This is a genomic window from Leclercia sp. LSNIH8, from assembly GCF_002920195.1.
Lineage (GTDB): Bacteria > Pseudomonadota > Gammaproteobacteria > Enterobacterales > Enterobacteriaceae > Enterobacter.
In genome coordinates this window covers 122,520-144,593 of record NZ_PQJY01000007.1, presented here as the reverse complement: position 1 = coordinate 144,593, position 22,074 = coordinate 122,520, and the positions used below count along the sequence as shown (strand labels likewise).

24 protein-coding genes are annotated in these 22,074 nt (G+C 56.8%); 16 read left to right on the top strand and 8 right to left on the bottom strand.

Features of this window, described 5'->3' with window-relative positions; genetic code table 11:
• The first annotated feature begins 1 nt into the window (after position 1).
• From rfaF to C3406_RS19115, 4 genes are read left to right on the top strand one after another with little or no spacing between them, the layout of a single operon-like run.
• Positions 2-1,048, top strand: coding sequence for an ADP-heptose--LPS heptosyltransferase RfaF (gene rfaF, locus C3406_RS19130; protein ID WP_103824318.1), 1,047 nt, complete (start codon positions 2-4; stop codon positions 1,046-1,048).
• 3 nt (positions 1,049-1,051) lie between these two features.
• Positions 1,052-2,038, top strand: a complete 987-nt coding sequence (gene rfaC, locus C3406_RS19125) for a lipopolysaccharide heptosyltransferase RfaC (protein ID WP_103824317.1) — start codon at positions 1,052-1,054, stop codon at positions 2,036-2,038.
• Positions 2,031-3,134, top strand: a complete 1,104-nt coding sequence (gene rfaQ, locus C3406_RS19120) for a putative lipopolysaccharide heptosyltransferase III (protein WP_103824316.1) — start codon at positions 2,031-2,033, stop codon at positions 3,132-3,134. Before rfaC ends, rfaQ begins: the two co-directional genes overlap by 8 nt.
• Complete coding sequence (locus tag C3406_RS19115) at positions 3,131-4,240, top strand: glycosyltransferase family 4 protein (protein WP_103824315.1); 1,110 nt, start codon at positions 3,131-3,133, stop codon at positions 4,238-4,240. The genes rfaQ and C3406_RS19115 overlap by 4 nt, the downstream gene beginning before the upstream one ends.
• Here the strand turns inward: C3406_RS19115 and C3406_RS19110 are convergent.
• Positions 4,219-5,322, bottom strand: coding sequence for a glycosyltransferase family 4 protein (locus tag C3406_RS19110; RefSeq protein ID WP_103824314.1), 1,104 nt, complete (start codon positions 5,320-5,322; stop codon positions 4,219-4,221). The genes C3406_RS19115 and C3406_RS19110 overlap by 22 nt on opposite strands.
• A gap of 158 nt (positions 5,323-5,480) precedes the next feature.
• On the opposite strand from C3406_RS19110, the gene C3406_RS19105 reads away from it, so the two are divergent.
• The 4 genes from C3406_RS19105 to coaD all read left to right on the top strand — a co-directional run bounded on the left by C3406_RS19105 (position 5,481) and on the right by coaD (position 9,058).
• Positions 5,481-6,464 carry a glycosyltransferase gene (locus C3406_RS19105; protein WP_103824313.1) on the top strand — a complete coding sequence of 328 codons (984 nt, stop codon included), beginning with the start codon at positions 5,481-5,483 and terminating at the stop codon, positions 6,462-6,464.
• A 66-nt stretch (positions 6,465-6,530) separates the two neighbouring features.
• Complete coding sequence (gene waaA / locus C3406_RS19100) at positions 6,531-7,805, top strand: lipid IV(A) 3-deoxy-D-manno-octulosonic acid transferase (RefSeq protein ID WP_103824379.1); 1,275 nt, start codon at positions 6,531-6,533, stop codon at positions 7,803-7,805.
• The gene (locus tag C3406_RS19095) at positions 7,805-8,575 is read left to right on the top strand and encodes a glycosyltransferase family 2 protein (protein WP_103824312.1); all 771 of its coding nucleotides are present in this window, start codon (positions 7,805-7,807) and stop codon (positions 8,573-8,575) included. The genes waaA and C3406_RS19095 overlap by 1 nt, the downstream gene beginning before the upstream one ends.
• Before the next feature lie 3 nt (positions 8,576-8,578).
• The gene (gene coaD / locus C3406_RS19090) at positions 8,579-9,058 is read left to right on the top strand and encodes a pantetheine-phosphate adenylyltransferase (protein WP_103824311.1); all 480 of its coding nucleotides are present in this window, start codon (positions 8,579-8,581) and stop codon (positions 9,056-9,058) included.
• A gap of 40 nt (positions 9,059-9,098) precedes the next feature.
• Here coaD and mutM read toward each other — a convergent pair whose 3' ends face one another.
• From mutM to radC, 4 genes are all read right to left on the bottom strand, one after another.
• A complete protein-coding gene (gene mutM / locus C3406_RS19085; RefSeq protein ID WP_103824310.1) occupies positions 9,099-9,908 on the bottom strand; it encodes a bifunctional DNA-formamidopyrimidine glycosylase/DNA-(apurinic or apyrimidinic site) lyase in 810 nt (269 codons plus the stop codon).
• A gap of 72 nt (positions 9,909-9,980) precedes the next feature.
• A complete protein-coding gene (gene rpmG / locus C3406_RS19080) occupies positions 9,981-10,148 on the bottom strand; it encodes a 50S ribosomal protein L33 (protein ID WP_013094893.1) in 168 nt (55 codons plus the stop codon).
• A 22-nt stretch (positions 10,149-10,170) separates the two neighbouring features.
• Positions 10,171-10,407 (bottom strand): 50S ribosomal protein L28, encoded by a 237-nt coding sequence (gene rpmB / locus C3406_RS19075; RefSeq protein ID WP_002436699.1) that lies wholly within the window; start codon positions 10,405-10,407, stop codon positions 10,171-10,173.
• 216 nt (positions 10,408-10,623) lie between these two features.
• Entirely contained in the window at positions 10,624-11,289 is a 666-nt protein-coding gene (radC, locus tag C3406_RS19070) for a RadC family protein (RefSeq protein WP_103824309.1), read from the bottom strand.
• Between the two features lie 174 nt (positions 11,290-11,463).
• Here radC and coaBC point away from each other — a divergent pair, with 174 nt between their 5' ends.
• The 3 genes from coaBC (at position 11,464) to slmA (ending at position 13,824) form a co-directional block, all read left to right on the top strand.
• Positions 11,464-12,675, top strand: a complete 1,212-nt coding sequence (gene coaBC, locus C3406_RS19065; protein ID WP_199182744.1) for a bifunctional phosphopantothenoylcysteine decarboxylase/phosphopantothenate--cysteine ligase CoaBC — start codon at positions 11,464-11,466, stop codon at positions 12,673-12,675.
• Positions 12,653-13,111, top strand: a complete 459-nt coding sequence (gene dut / locus C3406_RS19060; protein WP_199182743.1) for a dUTP diphosphatase — start codon at positions 12,653-12,655, stop codon at positions 13,109-13,111. Before coaBC ends, dut begins: the two co-directional genes overlap by 23 nt.
• Positions 13,112-13,227: 116 nt before the next feature.
• Positions 13,228-13,824, top strand: coding sequence for a nucleoid occlusion factor SlmA (gene slmA, locus C3406_RS19055; protein WP_103824307.1), 597 nt, complete (start codon positions 13,228-13,230; stop codon positions 13,822-13,824).
• Between the two features lie 70 nt (positions 13,825-13,894).
• On the opposite strand, the gene pyrE is transcribed toward slmA, so the two are convergent.
• The gene (gene pyrE / locus C3406_RS19050; RefSeq protein ID WP_103824306.1) at positions 13,895-14,536 is read right to left on the bottom strand and encodes an orotate phosphoribosyltransferase; all 642 of its coding nucleotides are present in this window, start codon (positions 14,534-14,536) and stop codon (positions 13,895-13,897) included.
• A 67-nt stretch (positions 14,537-14,603) separates the two neighbouring features.
• Entirely contained in the window at positions 14,604-15,320 is a 717-nt protein-coding gene (gene rph, locus C3406_RS19045) for a ribonuclease PH (RefSeq protein ID WP_103177714.1), read from the bottom strand.
• Positions 15,321-15,445: 125 nt separating this feature from the next.
• Between rph and C3406_RS19040 the strand changes: the two genes are divergently transcribed.
• The 3 genes from C3406_RS19040 to C3406_RS19030 all read left to right on the top strand — a co-directional run bounded on the left by C3406_RS19040 (position 15,446) and on the right by C3406_RS19030 (position 19,203).
• Positions 15,446-16,309: a YicC/YloC family endoribonuclease gene (locus C3406_RS19040; RefSeq protein WP_103177713.1), complete on the top strand. Its 864-nt coding sequence runs from the start codon at positions 15,446-15,448 to the stop codon at positions 16,307-16,309.
• A gap of 173 nt (positions 16,310-16,482) precedes the next feature.
• Positions 16,483-18,414, top strand: coding sequence for an acyltransferase family protein (locus C3406_RS19035; RefSeq protein ID WP_103824305.1), 1,932 nt, complete (start codon positions 16,483-16,485; stop codon positions 18,412-18,414).
• A 171-nt stretch (positions 18,415-18,585) separates the two neighbouring features.
• Complete coding sequence (locus tag C3406_RS19030) at positions 18,586-19,203, top strand: trimeric intracellular cation channel family protein (protein WP_103824304.1); 618 nt, start codon at positions 18,586-18,588, stop codon at positions 19,201-19,203.
• Here the strand turns inward: C3406_RS19030 and ligB are convergent.
• Positions 19,200-20,870 carry an NAD-dependent DNA ligase LigB gene (ligB, locus tag C3406_RS19025; protein WP_103824303.1) on the bottom strand — a complete coding sequence of 557 codons (1,671 nt, stop codon included), beginning with the start codon at positions 20,868-20,870 and terminating at the stop codon, positions 19,200-19,202. The two genes, C3406_RS19030 and ligB, sit on opposite strands and share 4 nt — an antisense overlap.
• 250 nt (positions 20,871-21,120) lie before the next feature.
• Here ligB and gmk point away from each other — a divergent pair, with 250 nt between their 5' ends.
• Both gmk and rpoZ read left to right on the top strand, forming a co-directional pair.
• Positions 21,121-21,744: a guanylate kinase gene (gmk, locus tag C3406_RS19020; protein WP_103177697.1), complete on the top strand. Its 624-nt coding sequence runs from the start codon at positions 21,121-21,123 to the stop codon at positions 21,742-21,744.
• 54 nt (positions 21,745-21,798) lie between these two features.
• Positions 21,799-22,074, top strand: coding sequence for a DNA-directed RNA polymerase subunit omega (gene rpoZ, locus C3406_RS19015; protein WP_039030179.1), 276 nt, complete (start codon positions 21,799-21,801; stop codon positions 22,072-22,074).

Below are 22,074 nucleotides of genomic sequence, written 5' to 3'. Positions count from 1 at the left end.
TATGAAAATTTTGGTGGTAGGCCCGTCATGGGTGGGCGACATGATGATGTCGCAAAGTCTCTATCGCACGCTCAAGGCGCGCTATCCCCAGGCGATAATTGACGTGATGGCACCCGCGTGGTGTCGTCCGCTGTTATCGCGGATGCCGGAAGTGAACGAAGCGATCCCGATGCCGCTCGGCCACGGGGCGCTGGAAATTGGCGAACGCCGCAAGCTCGGCCATAGCCTTCGCGATAAGCGCTACGATCGCGCTTATGTTCTTCCGAATTCCTTTAAATCTGCCCTGGTTCCCTTTTTTGCTGGCGTACCGCACCGTACCGGCTGGCGCGGCGAAATGCGCTACGGCCTGCTGAATGACGCGCGCGTGCTGGATAAAGAGGCCTGGCCGCTGATGGTAGAGCGCTACGTGGCGCTGGCCTACGACAAAGGGGTGATGCGCAGCGCGAAAGATCTGCCGCAGCCGCTGCTGTGGCCGCAGCTTCAGGTGAACGAGGGTGAGAAATCCCAGATCTGCAATACCTTTGGTCTGTTGGCCGAACGCCCGATCATCGGCTTCTGCCCCGGCGCGGAGTTCGGCCCGGCGAAGCGCTGGCCGCACTATCACTACGCTGAGCTGGCGAAGCAGCTGATCGACGAAGGCTATCAAATTGTGCTGTTCGGCTCGGCAAAAGATCACGAGGCGGGCAATGAAATCCTCGCCGCACTGAGCGTCGAGCAGCAGGCCTGGTGCCGCAATCTGGCCGGGGAGACCCAGCTGGAGCAGGCGGTGATTCTGCTGGCCGCCTGTAAGGCGGTCGTGACGAATGACTCCGGCCTGATGCACGTTGCCGCGGCGCTGAACCGCCCGCTGGTGGCGCTGTACGGCCCGAGCAGCCCGGACTTCACGCCGCCGCTGTCACATAAAGCGCGTGTGATCCGCCTGATCACTGGCTACCACAAAGTGCGTAAGGGTGACGCTGCCGAAGGCTATCACCAGAGCCTGATCGACATTACCCCGCAGCGTGTCCTCGATGAGCTTAACGAACTGCTGTTGAGCGAAGAAGGATAACGGATGCGGGTACTGATCGTTAAAACCTCCTCGATGGGCGACGTGCTGCATACGTTGCCCTCGCTTACCGACGCCATGCAGGCGATCCCGGGTATCCGTTTTGACTGGGTGGTGGAAGAGGGCTTCGCCCAAATCCCTGGCTGGCATGCTGCCGTAGACCGGGTTATACCGGTGGCGATCCGCCGCTGGCGTAAAGCCTGGTTTTCCGCACCGATTAAGGCCGAACGTAAGGCCTTTCGCGACGCGCTGCAGGCCCAGCATTACGATGCGATCATCGACGCCCAGGGGCTGGTAAAAAGCGCGGCGCTGGTCACCCGATTGGCCCACGGCATAAAGCACGGTATGGACTGGCAGAGCGCCCGCGAACCGCTGGCGAGCCTGTTCTACAACCGCCGCCACGCAGTCGCGAAGCAGCAGCACGCGGTGGAACGCACCCGGGAGCTGTTCGCCAAAAGTCTGGGCTACGCAAAGCCGCAAATGCAGGGCGATTACGCGATTTCGCAGCATTTCCTGCACGATGCGGAGCAGACTGACACGCCTTATCTCATTTTCCTGCATGCCACCACCCGCGATGACAAACACTGGCCGGAAGCCCACTGGCGCGATCTTATCGGCCTGCTGAGCCATGCGGGCCTGCGCATCAGGCTGCCGTGGGGCGCCCCGCACGAAGAGGCGCGGGCGAAGCGTCTGGCGGAAGGCTTTGATTACGTGGACGTGCTGCCCCGGATGAAGCTGGATGGCGTGGCGCAGCAGCTGGCGGGCGCGACGGCGGTGGTGTCGGTGGATACCGGTCTCAGCCACCTGACGGCGGCGCTGGATCGTCCTAATATTACGCTTTACGGCCCGACGGACCCGGGTCTGATTGGCGGCTATGGCAAAAATCAATATATCTGCCGCCCGGAACATTCATCGCAGCTGAGCGACCTCAGCGCCGCTGCGGTATTTGCGCAATTAGAGCCGTTGCTGGCAGCAGAGAGAGCCTATGTCTGATTTTTTCTCAGCGGAGCGCCCACCGAAGCGCGTGCTGATTGTTAAGCTACGTCACCACGGCGACGTTCTGCTGACCTCGCCGGTCTTTACGGTGTTGAAAACGAACTATCCCGATGTGGAAGTGGATGCCCTGGTGTATGACGACACCCAGGCGATGCTCACCAGCCATCCGTTTATCGACCAGGTGCATACCATCGGGCGTAACTGGCGTAAAAAGGGCTGGTTCGCGCAGTTCCGCCTCTACCGCGCTCTGCTCAATACCCTGAAGGCGCGTCAGTATGACGTGCTGATCAACCTCACCGAACACTGGCACGGCGCGCGTCTGGCGCGTCGTCTGAAGCCGCGCGTCTCCGTCGGCTTTAAGCCCGATAAACGCGGCGGGCTGGCGCGTCGCCGCTGGGTGAAATCTTTCACCACGCTCTATCCGGCGATCCAGGATAACAGCCGCCATATGGTGGAGGTGAATCTGGATGCGCTGCGGCGGATCGGCATTCATCCGCAGACCGATGCAGACAAGCACACCCTGTTTGTGCCGGGGGATACGGCGGAAGCGTCGATTGCCGAAAAACTGGCCGGCTTTGGGCTGAGCAGCGGCTCTTACATTCTGGTCCACCCCACGTCGCGCTGGATGTTTAAGGCCTGGGATATCCAAAAGCTGGCGGCGACCATTGATAACCTGGCGGCCCGCGGCCTGCCAATTATCCTCTCCGCCGCGCCGTCAAAAGAAGAGACCGACTACATGGATGCGCTGCGGGCTGCGCTCACCCAGCCGGTGTTTGATTTAAGCGGCCAGCTGAACCTGAAAGAGCTGGGCGCGCTGATGAAGCACGCGCGGATCTACTTCGGCGTTGACTCCATGCCGATGCACCTCGCCAGCGCGGTGGGCACGCCGACCGTCGCCATCTTCGGCCCGACCGGAGCGATTAAGTGGGCGCCGTGGGGAGTGAACTACCGCGTGATTGTTGCTGGCTTTACCTGCCAACCGTGCGGTAAAGCGGGCTGCGGCGACAGCGGCGTCTCCGACTGCATTACGGCGATCACCCCGCAAATGGTGCTGAGCGCTATCAATACCCTGCTGCTGGAGAACCCGACATGAAACTCGCTATCGTCCGCCAGACCTATAACCCCAACGGCGGCGCGGAGCGCTTCGTCTCCCGCGCGCTGAACGTGCTGGCGCAGGATACAGCCCTGGATGTGACACTGATCGCCCGCCAGTGGGAGGATGCCGCCGGCTGGAAAACGCTGACGGTTAATCCATCATTCCGTAACCGTCTCGATCGCGAGTTGGGTTTTGCTGAGGCCGCGGCAGCGCAGTTTACGCAGTTTGATATCGTGCAGAGCCACGAACGTATTCCCGGGGCGACCATCTTCCGCGCCGGGGATGGTGTTCATGCCACCTGGCTTGAGCAGTACAACCGTATCCAGTCACCGCTGGCGCGCTGGGCGCAGTCTCTGAGCCGCTACCATCGCTATATTTTGCGGGCGGAAGCACAGATGTTTACCCATCCTGCGCTGCGCAAAGTGATCTGCAACTCGAAAATGGTGCGGGACGATATCGCCCGCCGTTTTGGCCTGGGGGATGACAAGCTGACGGTGATCTACAACGGTGTGGATACTGCCCACTTCATCCCGGACGTGCGCTCGCTCTCCCGGCGGGATGCGCTGGGTATCCCGCAGCATGCGCCGGTTCTGGCCTATGTCGGCTCCGGCTTCAGCCGTAAAGGGGTGGCGACGGCGCTGCGCGCCATTGTGCCTCATTCTGATGTCTGGCTGCTGGTGGCCGGGCGGGACAAGCACGCCCGCAAATTCGAAAAGCTGGCGCAGACGCTCGGCGTCGCTTCCCGGGTGCGTTTTCTGGGGCCGGTCGCCGATGTGCGCCAGGTCTACGGCACCGCCGACGCACTGATCCTGCCGACGCTTTACGATCCCTTCCCGAATGTCTGCGTTGAAGCGCTGGCCTGCGGCCTGCCGCTGCTCACCAGCCATGGCTGCGGCGCGGCGGAGTGGATTGAAGAGGGTGTTAATGGCTGGGTGCGCGACGCGCTCGACGACGCTGGCTATCAGCAGGCGATCGGCGAATGGCTGAATGGCCGTGAACAGGGCGTGGATTACTCAGCAGCGGCACGCGCCACTGCTGAACCTTATACCCTGGAGCGGATGGCGAAAGAGCTGCAGGCGCTCTATCGCGAACTGCTGCGTTGAGCCGCGTTGGAAAAGACCTTTTCCATCGACGCAAGCATGCATTCACGAGTGAAATGGCTGCACAAGTAATCATAGCCCTGCTGCGCCAGCGTTTCGCGCAGTAAAGTATACTCATACAGTTTTACAATCGCCTCGCGTAGCGCCGTTTCATCGCGCTGGGCGATCAAAATACCGGTTTTGCCGTCGATCACGGCATCTGCCGTGCCGCCCGCGTCGGTGGCGATGGTGGCGATCCGCGAGGCCAGCGACTGCAGCACCCCCTGCGGGACACCTTCCATATCGTGCGACGGGCTGAGCGCAACATCAAAGGCCGGGAACCAGCGCTCAGGATCGCTCCGGTGTCCCGCCATCACTACGCGCGCCTGTAATCCCAGGTCGATAATCTCCTGCTCCAGCGTCGCTTTATGCGGCCCTTCACCCACTATCGCCAGTTTGATCTGCGGATGATCAATAGCGGCTAACGCGCGCAGCAACACGCTATGGCCTTTGTTAGGCCGCAGATGTGACACCACCCCCAGCCAGAAATCGGTTTGCGACAGGCCGCAGTATGCGCGAGCCTGTTTTTTATCCGCCGGATGAAAACGCTGCGTATCCACGCCGCTCGGCACAGAGGTGCTCTGGGCCATCGGTACGCCGATATCCGCCATCTGCTGGCGCAGCGCTTCCCCGGTAGTCACGATATGGGCGCAGGCTTTGCGAAACAGCCAGCGGGTAGTCCAGTTGTTGCGCGGCACGCCGGAGGCATGGCGGGTACGCACCAGCGGCACCGGGTTTGAGAGGGTAAGATTGGCCAGCGCCACCAGCCAGGTATCGGCGGAATTATGACTATTTATGACATCAATGGATGAACGGTTCTCTTTCAGCCAGCCACGCAGCTGCTGCAGGTTCTGAAGATTCTTGCGCCGAAGCGGCATGGTGACCACCGTTAACCCGGCATCGCGCGCCAGGCCGTGCAGCGGCGCACTCTCCGGGCAAAGTATGGTCACCTGATGGCCACGCTGAATCATCCCAAGGGATTCATTAATAATGCGTAATGGCTGGCCGCCCTTACCCCCGTCTGCTTCAGTGTGAACAATATGCATACTTTTCCTGTGAGTTAGCTTGCTAACATGGCACTTATTTATCATTCGCCCGGAACTTTATACCTTCAACGATAGGCTTTTAGTGCTCGGTAGATATAATAGATCGCTGAATGTTATCACCATCTCAGCCGATCTGCCCCGAATACAACGGAGAACGCATGTCCGACAAACCTTTATTGAGCCTTGTAATTGCCGTATATAATGGCGAGCAATTTCTGACCACTTTTTTTGACAGCATTAAAGCTCAACATCTGGACAGCCTCGAACTCATTGTTGTTAACGACGGTTCGCGTGATAACTCTTCTGATATTATTCAGCAATATGCCAGCGAATTTCCCCTGTTTCATGTGATTAATCAGGAAAACCAGGGGGTTTCCGCAGCACGCAATACAGGTCTTGCCGTAGCGACTGGCGAATATATTGCCTTCCCGGATATTGATGACGTGATTTATCCAGGTATGTACCCACGCCTTCTTGAGATGGCGACTCAAAACCGACTGGATGTAGCGACCTGCAACGGCACCTACGTTTACGACGACGGCAGACCGTCTAAAAAAATCTTCCCGTCCGATAAGCTACGCTCCACAGAGGTGCTAGATGGGCCAACATGGCTGCAACGTGCGCTTGCATCGAGAAAGTTTTTACACGTGACCTGGCTCAATATCTACCGTCATGCTTTTATCAAAGAGCAGGGTTTTACCTTTGAGCATGGGCTTCGTCATCAGGATATTCCATGGACAACAGAAGTTCTGTTGACGGCACAACGTGTCCAGTATGTCGATGAAACATTTTATGATTATCTCATCCATTCCGCATCCGTTTCACACACCCCGGGTACGGATGACACACGGATGCGTAACGCACGGCATTATATGAAAATCCTGGAAATGCTGGATGCCATTAACCAGCGTTATCCAGAGCAGGTACGCAAGGTTCCGGCCTGTCAGTGGCAGATTGCTAAAGAAGGGTTGGGCATTTTACATGCGATCAATAACATTACCGATTTAACCAAAAAGCGCGAAATCATCCGTGAGTTGTTTGAGCGTGGGGTATGGTCGCTTATCTGGAAAAACGCCCGTGGCCTGCGCCAGCGCTGGCGCCTTGGGCGCCGATACTTCCGTCTGAAAAGGTATCTGGCATAAGGGATAGCTTTAAACGGCCTAAATGCTTAGAATTTGCCCGCCGAAACTGAAAAAACGGATAATCGCTTGGAATTGTTGTATACCGCTCTGCTCTATATTATTCAGCCACTGGTGTGGCTACGACTGCTGCTGCGTAGCCGTAAAGCGCCTGCCTACCGTAAACGCTGGGCTGAACGCTATGGTTATTGCCGCAACAAAGTTGCGCCGGACGGTATCCTGCTCCATTCCGTTTCGGTGGGTGAAACGCTGGCCGCCATTCCGCTGGTCCGCGCTCTGCGCCACCGCTATCCGTCGCTGCCGATCACCGTCACCACCATGACGCCTACCGGTTCCGAACGCGCCATGTCCGCTTTTGGCAAAGATGTGCATCACGTCTATCTGCCGTATGATTTACCCTGCGCCATGAACCGTTTCCTTAACACCGTGCGCCCTAAGCTGGTGATCGTAATGGAAACCGAACTGTGGCCGAACATGATTTCTGCCCTGCACGCCCGCAAAATTCCCCTGGTGGTGGCTAACGCCCGCCTGTCAGAGCGCTCCGCGAAGGGCTACGGCAAGCTGGGCAACTTTATGCGCCGCCTGCTGAGTAAGATCACCTTGATTGCGGCCCAGAATGAAGAAGATGGCGCGCGATTCCTGTCGCTGGGCCTGAAGCGCAATCAGCTGGCGGTCACCGGTAGCCTGAAGTTTGATATTTCTGTTACCCCGGAGCTGGCTGCCCGGGCAGTCACATTGCGTCGCCAGTGGGCGCCGCGCCGCAAAGTGTGGATCGCCACCAGCACCCACGACGGTGAAGAAGAGATTATCCTGCAGGCGCACCGCCAGCTTCTTGAACGCTTCCCGGACCTGCTGCTGATCCTCGTACCACGTCATCCTGAGCGGTTTAAAGGCGCCCGCGAGATGGTGCAAAAGGGCGGATTCAGCTTCACGATGCGCAGCAGCGGTGAAATTCCCTCCTCCGGCACCCAGGTGGTAATTGGCGATACCATGGGTGAGCTGATGCTGCTTTACGGTATTGCCGATCTGGCCTTTGTCGGTGGCAGCCTCGTGGAGCGTGGCGGGCATAACCCGCTGGAGCCCGCAGCGCACGCCATCCCGGTGCTGATGGGGCCACATACCTTTAACTTCAAAGATATCTGCGCCAAACTGCAGCAGGCGGACGGGCTGATTACCGTCACCGATGCGAACGCCATCGAAAAAGAGGTTTCAAACCTGCTGACCGACGAAGATTATCGTCTGTGGTATGGCCGTCACGCTGTCGAAGTGCTGCATCAGAACCAGGGGGCACTGACCCGTCTGCTGCAACTGCTGCAACCTTATCTGCCTCAGCGGAGCCACTAATGTCAACGCGTCTGTCGGTCGTGATGATCGCCAAAAACGCCGCCGACCTGCTGCCGGATTGCCTCGCCTCTGTTGCGTGGGCTGATGAGATCATTCTGCTCGATTCCGGCAGTACGGACAATACGGTGGACGTTGCCCGCGCAGCAGGCGCAAAGGTCTTTATCAACGCCGACTGGCAAGGCTATGGCATCCAGCGCCAGCGCGCGCAGGGATACGCCACAGGCGATTATGTCCTGATGCTTGATACCGACGAGCGCGTCACGCCAGAACTTCAGCAGGCCATTCAGGCGGTGCTTTCCTCGCCACAGCCTGGTGCGGTATACAGCATTGCGCGCCGCAACTACTTCCTCGGCCGTTTTATGCGCCACAGCGGCTGGTATCCGGACCGCGTGATGCGCCTCTACGAGCGCGAGCGCTATCAGTACAACGATAACCTGGTGCACGAGTCGCTGGCCTGCGACGGTGCGCCGGTAACTGCCCTCGACGGTGACCTCCTGCATCTGACCTGCCGTGATTTCGCCAGCTTTCAGCGTAAACAGCTTAATTACGCCACGGCATGGGCCCAGGAGCGTCATCAGCGCGGCAAGAAGACCTCGCTGGCAGGAATTTTCAGCCACACCGTCGGCGCGTTTCTGAAGACGCTGGTGCTACGTGGTGGCGTGCTGGACGGTAAGCAGGGTTGGTTACTGGCGGTGGTTAACGCCCAGTATACTTTTAATAAATACACCGAGCTGTGGGCGCTGAGCCGCGGCTACTCTGAGAAAGCGTGAGCCATGAGCACAAAAGCGATTTATCCGGGTACCTTTGATCCTGTCACCAACGGCCATATCGATATCGTCACGCGTGCCGCAAGCATGTTTGACACGGTGATTCTGGCGATTGCCGCCAGCCCCAGCAAAAAGCCCCTGTTCGATCTTGATGAGCGGGTTACGCTGGCGAAAGCCGCAACGGCGCATCTGCCCAATGTCGACGTGGTGGGCTTTAGCGACCTGATGGCGAACTTTGCCCGCGCTCAGCAGGCCAATATCTTAATTCGCGGACTGCGCGCGGTGGCCGATTTTGAATATGAGATGCAGCTGGCGCATATGAACCGCCATCTGATGCCCGAGCTGGAAAGCGTCTTCCTGATGCCATCCAAAGAGTGGTCGTTTATCTCTTCTACCCTGGTGAAAGAGGTGGCGCGCCATGCAGGTGACGTCACCCATTTCTTACCCGCCAGCGTGCATCAGGCGCTGATGGACAAGCTGAAATAAGTGTTTTGCCCGGTGGCGCTGCGCTTACCGGGCCTCCGCATCATTTCTGGCACTGACGGCAATAGAACGTTGCCCGCTGGGCATGCTTCGTTGCCACAATCGGTGTGCCACAGACCCGACACGGCTCGTCTTTACGACCATAGACCTGCAGCTCCTGAGCAAAGTAGCCGGGCTTGCCGTCGCTTTGCAGGAAGTCTTTCAGGGTGGTTCCGCCCTGCTCAATCGAACGCAGCAATACGGCTTTGATCACCCGCACCAGCAGCTCACACTCCTGCGCCGACAGCGATGAGGCTAACCGATCGGGATGGATCCCGGCGGCAAACAGCGATTCGCTGGCGTAGATATTGCCCACGCCGACCACCAGCTTGTTATCCATCAGCCAGGGTTTAATGGCGGTTTTCTTCTTCGCGCACTTCGCCTTCAGGTACTCCGCATTAAACGCGTCTGAGAGCGGCTCCGGCCCCAGGTGCGCCAGCACGTTATGCCCTTCCAGCTCTTTGGTCCACAGCCAGGCGCCAAAACGACGCGGATCGGTATAGCGCAGCACTTTGCCGTTGCTCATCACCAGGTCAACGTGGTCGTGTTTTTCTGGGGGCAGCTCTTCGCTGAGGATGCGCAGGCTCCCGGACATCCCCAGGTGGATGATGATCCAGCCGTCAGGCAACTCAAGCAGCAGGTACTTCGCGCGGCGCTGTACGCTGAGAACCGGTTTATCGCTCAGCGCATGGATCTCGTCAGAAACCGGCCAGCGAAGACGACCGTTACGGACAACAGCGTGAAGAATGGTCGCACCGACCAGATGAGGCTCAATGCCACGGCGGCTGGTCTCTACCTCAGGTAATTCAGGCATGGTTCCTCCGTTGAGATGCAGAATGCAAAAAACCCCGCAGATGCGGGGTTTTTCAATACAAGGAATCTAAAATTATTTGATTTTAGCTTCTTTGTACATAACGTGCTGGCGTACAACTGGATCGAACTTTTTCAGTTCCAGTTTTTCCGGCTTAGTACGTTTGTTCTTCGTGGTGGTGTAGAAGTGACCTGTACCAGCAGAAGAAACCAGCTTGATTTTCTCGCGAATACCTTTAGCCATGATTTATTTCCTCTTTAAGTACTTAGTACTTTTCGCCACGGGCACGCAGTTCAGACAGAACTGTATCGATGCCTTTCTTATCAATTACACGCATACCTTTAGCAGATACGCGCAGGGTGACAAAACGCTTCTCGCTCTCAACCCAGAAACGGTGAGAGTGCAGGTTCGGCAGGAAACGGCGTTTAGTCGCGTTCAGTGCGTGGGAACGGTTGTTACCGGTCACCGGACGCTTGCCAGTAACTTGGCAGACTCGGGACATGTCTATTCTCCAAAAATCAAATTAGCTCGAGCTTCGTATGGGGTATCGGCGCCTCGTCAGGCTTTACAGCCCGGTCATCGCGATTCTAAGTGAACCATCGATTGCCAGGCCCAAATGCCAAACCCGAGATTCTCAAAGGTGGCGTAGTATACGCTGACTCGCGGATGTGCTCAAGTCCCGAACAGACAAAGATCCCGATGGATCGCGAGAAATGGCTTAAATCCACCCACGTTCGGCAAACGAAACGTACTCTCCGCGGCCTATCACCAGATGATCAAGAACACAAATGTCCATGAATTGACAGCATTTCATGATGCGTGCGGTCACGTCTCTGTCGGCTTTGCTCGGTTCGGCGCGCCCTGAGGGGTGATTATGCGCGAGGATCACGCCCGCGGCATTCACTTTTATCGCTTCGCGCACAATTTCCCGGGGATGCACCTCAACGTGGCGCAGGGTTCCCGAAAATAACCGGCTGTGGTTCAGCACCCGGTTTTGGTTATCGAGGAAGATGACCATAAAGATTTCGCGCTCCTCCTCCGCCAGCTGGCTACGCACAAACTCCTGGGTCATCTGCGGATCTTTCAGCGGGTTGATGCCCTGAATCCCCGAGCAATAGTAGCGGCGGGCGAGCTCAGCAATCCCTTTCAGCTGGGCGAATGTCGCCAGGCCAATTCCCTCGACCTGCCTGAAATCCTTCATCTCTGCGGATAACAAACCATGCAGCGAGCCGAAATGCTGCAACAGATCTCTGGCAAGCACGAACACGTTTTTACTCCGCGTCCCGGTACGCAGGAACAGCGCCAGCAGCTCTTCGTCCGTCAGTAACGTCGCGCCATCCCGTAGCATTTTCTCCCGCGGCAGCAGCGGGGATAGTGTCTTCATACCCTCTCCTTCTCCATCACCCCGCTATGCTGCCACAGCGCCTGACGCCTCACGAGGCTCTGTTTTTCGTATTGCGTAACGCCTCGCAAAGTGGCGGATGGACAACAGCACGATGCTTTTCGGATTGTGATAAAATGCCCGCCTCTCAGCTGAACCCAACAGGAAAGAATCATGATGAGCCTGGCCGGTAAAAAAATTGTTCTTGGCGTGAGCGGCGGCATTGCAGCCTATAAAACGCCGGAACTGGTGCGCCGTTTACGCGATCGCGGAGCGGACGTGCGGGTGGCAATAACCGAAGGGGGCAAAGCGTTCATTACGCCGCTGAGCCTGCAGGCCGTTTCAGGCTACCCGGTGTCGGACAGCCTGCTCGATCCGGCGGCAGAAGCCGCAATGGGCCATATCGAGCTGGGTAAATGGGCCGATTTAGTTATCCTCGCCCCCGCCACCGCCGATCTCATCGCCCGCGTGGCCGCCGGCATGGCTAACGACCTGGTTACCACTATCTGCCTTGCCACGCCGGCGCCCGTCGCCGTGGTCCCGGCCATGAACCAGCAGATGTACCGCAACGCGGCAACGCAGCATAACCTGACGACTCTCGCCTCTCGCGGGCTGTTAATTTGGGGGCCGGACAGCGGCAGCCAGGCCTGTGGCGATGTGGGTCCGGGCCGTATGCTGGATCCGCTGGCGATTGTGGATCTGGCCGCGAGCTATTTTTCACCTGTCAACGATCTGCAACATCTCAACATCATGATTACCGCGGGTCCGACGCGTGAACCGCTGGATCCGGTGCGCTATATCACCAACCAAAGCTCCGGCAAGATGGGCTTTGCGATTGCCGCCGCCGCCGCGTCGCGCGGGGCAAAGGTGACGCTGGTGAGCGGCCCGGTTTCGCTGCCAACGCCTCCTGGGGTGCAGCGCATCGACGTCACTACCGCGCTGGAAATGGACGCCGCGGTTCAGACCCATGCGCAGCAGCAGCAGATTTTTATCGGCTGTGCTGCCGTGGCGGACTACCGTGCTGCAGCCATAGCCGATGAGAAAATCAAAAAGCAAGGCGATGAAATTACGATAAAAATGGTGAAAAACCCCGATATCGTAGCCGGGGTCGCGGCATTAAAAGATCGCCGCCCTTACGTCGTTGGGTTTGCCGCTGAAACGAATAATGTGGAAGAATATGCCCGGCAAAAACGTACCCGCAAAAACCTCGATTTGATTTGCGCGAACGACGTATCGCTGGCCTCACAAGGATTCAACAGCGACAGCAACGCATTGCACCTTTTCTGGCAGGATGGAGATAAAGTCTTACCGCTTGAGCGCAAGGAACTCCTGGGCCAACAATTACTGGACGAGATCGTTACCCGTTATGATGAAAAAAATCGACGTTAAGATTCTGGACCCGCGTGTTGGTCAGCAATTTCCACTGCCGACCTATGCCACTTCCGGCTCTGCCGGTCTTGACCTGCGTGCCTGCCTCGACGACGCCGTAGAACTGGCACCCGGCGCTACCACGCTGCTGCCGACCGGCCTTGCGATCCACATTGCCGACGCCTCTCTGGCGGCGGTGATCCTGCCGCGTTCCGGCCTGGGCCATAAGCATGGTATTGTGCTGGGCAATCTGGTGGGTCTTATCGATTCTGACTATCAGGGTCAACTGATGGTTTCTGTCTGGAACCGTGGCCAGGAGAGCTTCACCATTCAACCCGGCGAGCGTGTTGCCCAGATGGTGTTCGTCCCGGTGGTACAGGCTGAATTTAATCTGGTAGAAGATTTCGACGCGACCGAGCGCGGCGAAGGCGGCTTCGGCCATTCCGGGCGTAAATAAACCCGGCTATACGCATCCCACAACGCATAACGTAATAACAAACCGCAAACATCCGTTTGCGGTCGTTGTGTGGACGTCAGCCTGACAAGTGATTATTTTCAGGGGTATTTTGTAACATGGCAGAAAAACAAACAGCGAAAAGGAATCGTCGCGAAGAAATACTTCAATCTCTGGCTCTGATGCTTGAATCCAGCGATGGCAGTCAACGCATCACCACCGCAAAACTGGCCGCCTCTGTGGGCGTGTCGGAAGCGGCGCTGTACCGTCATTTTCCCAGCAAAACGCGGATGTTCGACAGCCTGATCGAGTTTATCGAAGATAGCCTGATCACGCGTATCAACCTGATTCTTAAGGATGAAAAAGACACCACCGCACGGCTGCGTCTGATTGTCCTGCTGATCCTCGGTTTCGGCGAGCGCAATCCGGGGTTAACCCGTATCTTGACCGGCCACGCGCTGATGTTTGAACAGGACAGATTGCAGGGGCGTATTAACCAGCTTTTCGAACGTATTGAGGCGCAGCTGCGCCAGGTATTACGCGAAAAGAAAATGCGTGAAGGCGAAGGCTTCACCATGGATGAATCGCTGCTTGCCGGGCAAGTTCTGGCTTTCTGTGAAGGGATGCTCTCCCGCTTTGTGCGCAGTGAATTCAAATATCGTCCGACGGACGATTTTGATGCCCGCTGGCCGCTCGTGGCCGCGCAGTTGCAGTAACCCTGTTGCCGCCTTATCCGGCCTACGGTTTACGTAGGCCCGGTAAGCAAAGCGCCACCGGGCTTTTACATTAAACGCCGTACGCTTCGCGATAGGCGCGCACCGCCGCCAGGCTCTCTGCCATCTCCGGCTTCTCTTCCAGATAGGCAATCAGATCTTTCAGGGTGATGATTGAGGTCACTTTGCAGTTGTAGTCACGCTCCACTTCCTGAATGGCCGAGATATCGCCACGTCCACGCTCCTGGCGGTCCAGCGAGATCAGCACGCCCGCAAGCGTGGCATTATTCGCCTGGATAATCTCCATCGATTCACGGATGGCGGTGCCTGCGGTGATCACATCGTCCACCAGCATCACCCGGCCCTGCAACGCGCTACCAACCAGATTACCGCCTTCGCCGTGGGTTTTGGCCTCTTTGCGGTTAAAGCAGTACGGCACGTCGCGATCGTGATGCTCCGCCAGCGCCACGGCGGTGGTGGTGGCAATCGGAATACCTTTATACGCCGGGCCAAACAGCAGGTCGAATTCGATCCCGGAGTCCACCAGCGCTTCGGCATAGAAGCGGCCTAACAGTGCCAGATCGCGCCCGGTATTAAACAGCCCGGCGTTAAAGAAATAGGGGCTCTTGCGCCCGGATTTCAGCGTAAATTCGCCAAACTTAAGTACCTGCTTGCTAAGCGCAAACTCAATAAACTGGCGCTGATACGGTTTCATGGATTCGCTCCTTTCTCTTTTCTGTCTTACAGGCAAAAAAAAGGCGACTCATCAGTCGCCTTTAAAATCAATTTTCTAACGCCGCCTTCTGCGTCGTTACGATAGATTCGATCCCCTCTCGGGCCAACGCCAGCAGAGAGAGCAACTCTTCGTGGGTAAACGGCTCGCCTTCTGCCGTGCCCTGTACCTCGATGATGCGACCATCTTCGGTCATCACCACGTTCATGTCGGTCTCTGCCGCGGAGTCTTCAACGTACTCCAGATCGCACAGTGCTTCACCATTGACGATACCTACTGATACCGCTGCCACCATGCCTTTCAGCGGGTTCGCTTTCAGTTTACCGGCCGCAACCAGTTTGTTCAGGGCATCGGCCAGCGCCACACAGGCTCCGGTAATAGAGGCAGTACGGGTGCCGCCGTCCGCCTGGATCACGTCGCAGTCCAGGGTGATGGTGAACTCGCCCAAGGTTTTCAGATCAACAGCGGCGCGCAGCGCACGCGCGATCAGACGCTGGATCTCCATGGTGCGACCGCCCTGCTTGCCCTTCGCCGCTTCGCGGGCGTTACGGGTGTGGGTGGAGCGTGGCAGCATGCCGTACTCAGCAGTGATCCAGCCCTGACCCTGGCCTTTCAGGAAGCGCGGTACGCCTTCTTCAATGGAGGCGGTGCACAGGACTTTGGTGTCACCAAATTCAACAAGCACAGAGCCTTCAGCGTGTTTTGTATAGTTACGGGTCAGGGTGACGGGGCGCACCTGGTTGGCGCTACGACCTGATGGACGCATGATGATATCTCCGGCTTGAAACGAATGTGGCTGCGCATTATACGGATTAAACGCGCTTATTCCTATCCTGAGAAAGCCCCGAAAGCTATAATCCCCCCATCTCTCCTCTGAAAACGGAAAAGTCTATGATCCGCAGTATGACCGCCTACGCCCGCCGTGAAATCAAGGGTAGCTGGGGCAGCGCTACCTGGGAAATGCGCTCGGTAAACCAACGCTATCTTGAAACCTATTTCCGTATGCCAGAACAGTTCCGCAGCCTTGAGCCTGTCGTTCGTGAGCGTATCCGCGCTCGCCTGACCCGCGGAAAGATTGAATGCAACCTGCGTTTTGAGCCCGATGCGAGCGCGCAAGGTGAGCTGATCCTGAACGAGAAACTGGCTAAACAGCTGGTGAACGCCGCTAACTGGGTCAAAATGCAGAGCGACGAAGGCGAAATCAACCCGGTAGATATTCTGCGCTGGCCTGGCGTGATGGCGGCAGGCGAACAGGATCTGGACGCCATTACCGCTGAGATCCTTACCGCGCTGGACAGCACGCTGGACGATTTCATTTTAGCCCGTGAAACCGAAGGTCAGGCGTTGAAAGCGCTGATCGAGCAACGCCTGGAAGGCGTAAGCGGCGAAGTGGCGAAAGTCCGCGCCCATATGCCAGAGATCCTACAGTGGCAGCGTGAGCGTCTGGTCGCCAAACTGGAAGATGCCGAAGTTCAGCTGGAAAACAACCGTCTCGAACAGGAACTGGTGCTGATGGCGCAGCGTATCGATGTGGCGGAAGAACTGGATCGTCTGGAAGCGCACGTCAAAGAGACCTACAACATCCTGAAGAAGAAAGAGGCCGTGGGCCGTCGTCTCGACTTTATGATGCAGGAATTCAACCGCGAGTCGAACACGCTGGCATCCAAGTCTATCAACGCCGAAGTCACTAACTCTGCGATTGAACTGAAGGTGCTTATTGAGCAGATGCGCGAACAGATTCAGAATATCGAATAAACATTAGCGCGCGTTTTTCGCTATTAATGGTCCCGGTAAGGGACCATTGTCAATTAACGGCTTTAAGTATGTCCTGAATCCCACCTGCGCATCAGAATATAAGAACTCCTTTCCTATTTTTGTTAGAATGCACGCCGCACTCAATATTCTTATCTTTCCTCTCAGGAAACATAATGGCAAACATCAACTTATCTTTAGAGGAAACCTCCAGCCTCTCAGTTGACCGCGATTTCCGGCAGGACATTAACCTGCTGCGCGGAATAGCCATTCTTTCTGTAGTGTTTTATCACTTTACCGCTACTTTGCTGCCCGGCGGTTTCGCTGGCGTGGATGTGTTTTTCGTTATCTCCGGCTTCTTGATGACCAAAATCATCGCCACAGGCCTTGAGCGAAATAGCTTCAACCTTATTCAGTTTTATGCCGCGCGCTGTAAAAGAATAATTCCCGCGCTGCTGGCGATGTGTCTGATTGTCGCCGCGACGACCTTTTTCTGGTTGCCAACAAATGAGTACCAGAAACTCGGAAATTATATTGGCTATGCTGCCTTATTTATATCCAATCTGAAACTTAACAAAGAGTCCGGGGACTATTTTTCCCTCGACTCCCATGAAAACTGGTTTTTACATACCTGGTCATTGTCCGTCGAATGGCAATTTTACCTGGTATTACCCTTCATTATGATGGGGCTCTATCCCCTCAGGAAAAAACTGAACACCGGCTTATGCCTGGCCATACTCACCGTTGCGTCGTTTATCGTGAGTGTCACCCACACGCCCAACGCTGCGGCCACCAGCTTCTACCTGATGCCTTATCGCGCCTGGGAGATGTTGTGCGGTGGGCTGGTGTGGTATGCCTCGCAGCGCTTTGGGATGCCGTTGATGCTTCGCCCGGTTGCGGCAATTGCGGGTTACGCGCTGATCCTGCTTTCTCTCTTTTTCATCACCGCTGAGCATGCCTGGCCAGGACCGCTGACCTTACTGCCCGTCGTGGGCGCGATGCTGGTGATTTATAGCGACTACCAGCCGCTGGTAAGCCTGTTCGACCGTAATTTTCGCTGGGCGGGGCTGAGCTCGTACTCCGTCTACTTATGGCACTGGCCTGTGGCGGTGGTTCTGCTCTACTGCGGAAAGCAGCATAACGGGCTATGGGTCATGAGCGCGATTGCGCTCTCTTTCGCCGTCGGCTGGCTGTCGTGGGTGCTGATTGAGCAACCCGGCAAAAATTACCTTAGCCAGCGTTCAACCCGCGCTTTCTGGTTGATCCTCTTTGCCTGCGTGGGTGTCGCCTGGCTGTTCAGCTATCTGGTGAAAAACCAGATCGTGGTCAGCCAGCCCGACCCGCTCGTCAACAAAATCGCGCTGGAAGCCACCAACAAAAACTACGCTGCCAATCCTAAAACGCACCTGAGCGCTTATGGCACAGGTAAGCCCGTCGCCATCATCATTGGCGACAGCCATGCGGAAGCCACCGCAACCGCGCTGGCGGAAGCAGCGCAAGGTAAGGGCTCTGTTGTCGGGATCACCTACTCTGGCTGTCCGACGCTGGCGAGGGGTGAGCTGGGGGCGCGCAATCGATGCGGGGAATTTAACCGCTCTCTCCCCTCAAGGCTGAAGGATTACGCGCCGGACGTACCGGTGGTGATCGTGAACCGCCTGACGCACTATGCCGAAAAGCAGCTTGTCACCTTCGGGGCCGGACAGCAAAACAAGCAGGACTACCTGCGTCAGTACTCTGATGCCATCGTTGATATGGCATGCTCGCTCAACAGTACGCGTCCTGTTTATCTGGTGAATCCGATCCCCGAGATGGCGCAAAACGTTCCCCGCACGTTATCTCATCGCCTGATGACCGGTAAAACCACGCACGACTTATCCATACCCGTCGCGACTTACGCCAAACAAAACGCCGTTATTTTGCAGGCGCAGGCGCGGGCGGCAAAACAGTGTGGCGTTCAGGTGCTCGATCCCACCGCCTGGCTCTGTACCGCGGGCCGCTGCATGGGCAGTAAAAATTTACAACAGTGGTATTTCGACGATAACCACCTCAGCGAAACCGGGAATAAGATGCTGGTGCCAATGTTCCGGCAGATTTTTAGCCCCCAGTAGCGTTAAAGGCCAAATTAATCTAATGCGATATCTATGCTAAAAACAGGGAATATCCCTATTTAAGCCAAAGTTGCATTAGATAATCTAAGGAATATTCGCTCGCACAAGAAAATGTAAATCGTGAGCCAGAGCACAAAACGTTACCCTGACGCTCTTATTTCTGGGGGTAACATGCTGCTGCATATCCTGTATCTGATCGGTATCACCGCTGAAGCCATGACCGGCGCCCTCGCCGCCGGACGTCGTCGTATGGACACCTTCGGCGTCATTATTATTGCCACTGCCACGGCGCTGGGTGGCGGCTCCGTCCGGGATATCCTGCTGGGCCACTATCCGCTCGGCTGGGTCCAACATCCTGAATATGTGATTATCGTGGCCGTCGCCGCCGTGTTGACCACCCTTGCCGCCCCGGTTATGCCCCATCTGCGCCGTCTGTTTCTGGTGCTGGATGCCCTCGGCCTGATCGTATTCTCCATTATTGGCGCCCAGGTCGCGCTGGATATGGGCCAGGGCCCGGTAATCGCCACTATCGCGGCGGTGATCACTGGCGTCTTTGGCGGCGTGCTACGCGATATGTTCTGCAAACGCATCCCGCTGGTCTTTCAGAAAGAACTCTACGCTGGCGTCTCTTTCGCCTCCGCCGTGCTCTATGTTGCTTTGCAGCATTACGTAAGCAATCAGGATGTGGTGATCATCTCCACGCTCTTATTTGGCTTTACCGCCCGCATGCTGGCGCTGCGTCTGAAACTGGGATTACCCGTTTTTTATTACACCCACGATAGCCACTAAAAGCCCTGTACGCCCTGCTCACCCAGCCAGGAAGCCAGGGCGTTAACGGTGGGATGATGAACAAAATCCACCAGCCTGCGCGCCTTTTCCGGGCCGATGCCCGGCACCTGATGCCAGCGTAACGCATCTCTCTCCAGTAACTGCTGCCACTGCCGATCGCTAAGCGCGCGCAGGGCCCTTCGTGGCAGGGGAACGCCAAGCGCATCCAGCCAGCGGGTAAAAGGCTGACGGCGAACCAGATTGAATTGATGCCAGAGCCGCAGGCCCCGCTCTGACGTTATGCCGGGTGTGTGTTGCAACTGCTCCTGAGTGAGCGCCAGCCAGGAAAAGAGATGTTCAAAGTGGTGCGCCTGATGCAGCGTCTGCCAGCCAGCCTCACCCAGCCCGACGATATTTAACACCGACGACGAACTCAGCCACTTCAGCCGGGCCATAAACTGCCCGTGGCACTCCGGCGTGGCATAAAAACAGGTGAGCGGGGTAAAACGCGTTTCTGGCGGCACGGGTTTGCGGCGATCGCTCCCCCGCCAGACAACGTTATCCACTCGCGGGATCCCCTGCCCGGCCAGGCTAATTTGGATCTGATCCCCCGGCGCAATATCCATTGCCTGCCAGCGTCCCACTGACCCGAGGTTTACGCGCTGTACCTGCTTATCATCAAGCTGTACGGGCTCCAGGAGGGCGACCACCGCGATCCTGCCGGTCCGCCCCACGGTGAAATTGATGGCCTTAACTTCGGCAACCCGTGCGACCGGCTCATATTTCCACGCCACGACCCAACTGCCTTCGCCAGGTAGCCAGCGGTTGCCCGCCGGCTCCTGCGCCGAACGGATGATGACCCCATCGGTCACAAACGGCAGGGGCGATGTAAACCAGCGTTCGCGTATTTTTTCTACCGCCTCCAGCGAACTGACTTTATGCGTCCATGACCCGGTAAGGGTGAAGCCTGCCTGGGTTAAGGCCTGTAGCCGTTCAGGCATCGAGGCGGGTCCGTCCGGCCAGGCCCAGATGAAAATACCGATGCTATCCAGCCCTGCGCCGGAATCGTGTCGCATCATCGTCCCGGCGACTTTTGCCCGCGCATTCATCCCACCCATCTGCTTCTGGATATGGTTATCGCGCAGTAAAAAGAGCTCCCCCTGCAACACGCTATTGGCAAGCGGGCCATTTACCTGCCCGGGAACCGAGGCGATGCGTTTGACTTTCTCCGTCCAGTCTTCGCCTTTCAGCCCGTCCCCGCGGCTGGTGGCCTGCACCAGTTGACCCTGGCGGTAGACCAGCGTGACCGCCACGCCATCCACTTTTGGCTGGATCCACAGATCGCGACGCGACTGCATCCACTGCCGGAGCGCTGTTTTATCGGCTATCTTCGCGACCCCAGTGTGGCCGACCGGGTGCCTGACCGAACCACCCGCAGCCACCAGGACGTCTGCCGCCTGTTCATCGCCAAAGCAGTGCCGCCACTGTTTAAGCCTTGCCGCCAGCTGGTCATAGACTTCGTCATTGACGTCGCTGGTGCCCTGTTGCCAGTACGCCTTATCCCAGCGTGCTATTTGCGCGCTGAGCCTGGCTATCTCCTGCTCTGCCTGGGTAGGCGACCAGACCGGGCATATCGCCTGACCGGCACTGCTCCAGATTGCTAACAGCACGCTAAAATATCGCCACATCGTCACTCCTCCCTGTTTTGCAGGGGGTATAACGCGAAGCGCAGCCGCAGGCGAGGAGCAAAAAACGACTTTACGAGGCAACCTCAGAATTGAATTTTTGTTGCAGCAAACACCCCATAAAACCGGAAAAAGGTACGCAAAAATCAACCGGAATGCGGAAAAAGTGTGACAAAGGCTACGTCACGAAGCGGCGACGTGTATAATAAGCCCGTATGTAGGACTTCAACGCTATCAACATACAAAGACTCTCATGGCTCAAGGCACGCTTTATATTGTTTCTGCCCCAAGTGGCGCGGGTAAATCCAGCCTGATTCAGGCGCTGTTAAAAACCCAACCGTTGTACGATACGCAGGTTTCTGTTTCTCACACCACGCGCGCGCCGCGTCCGGGTGAAGTACACGGTGAACACTATTTCTTTGTCGATCACGACGAATTCAGAACGATGATTGGCAGAGATGCGTTTCTTGAACACGCTGAAGTCTTCGGTAACTATTACGGCACCTCGCGTGAAACCATCGAGCAAGTGCTGTCGACTGGCGTAAACGTATTCCTGGATATCGACTGGCAGGGCGCGCAGCAGATTCGCCAGAAAATGCCCGATTCACGCAGCATTTTTATTTTGCCGCCGTCGAAAGATGAGCTGGATCGCCGTCTCCGTGGTCGCGGCCAGGATAGCGAAGAGGTTATCGCAAAACGTATGGCCCAGGCAGTTGCGGAAATGAGCCATTACGCCGAATATGATTACCTGATTGTGAATGATGATTTTGACGCCGCCCTGAGCGATCTCAAAACTATCCTTCGCGCCGAACGTCTGCGTATGAGCCGCCAGAAGCAGCGACATGACGCATTAATCACCAAACTGTTGGCAGACTGAACCCACATTCAGTATCATGCCCAGTCATTTCTTCATCTGTGGAGCATTTTAAGTATGGCACGCGTAACTGTTCAGGACGCTGTAGAGAAAATTGGTAACCGTTTTGACCTGGTGCTGGTCGCCGCGCGTCGCGCTCGTCAGATGCAGTCAGGCGGTAAAGATCCACTGGTACCGGAAGAAAACGATAAAACTACCGTTATCGCACTGCGCGAAATCGAAGAAGGCCTGATCAACAGCCAGATCCTCGATGTTCGTGAGCGCCAGGAGCAGCAAGAGCAGGAAGCCGCAGAACTGCAGGCCGTTACCGCCATTGCTGAAGGTCGTCGTTAA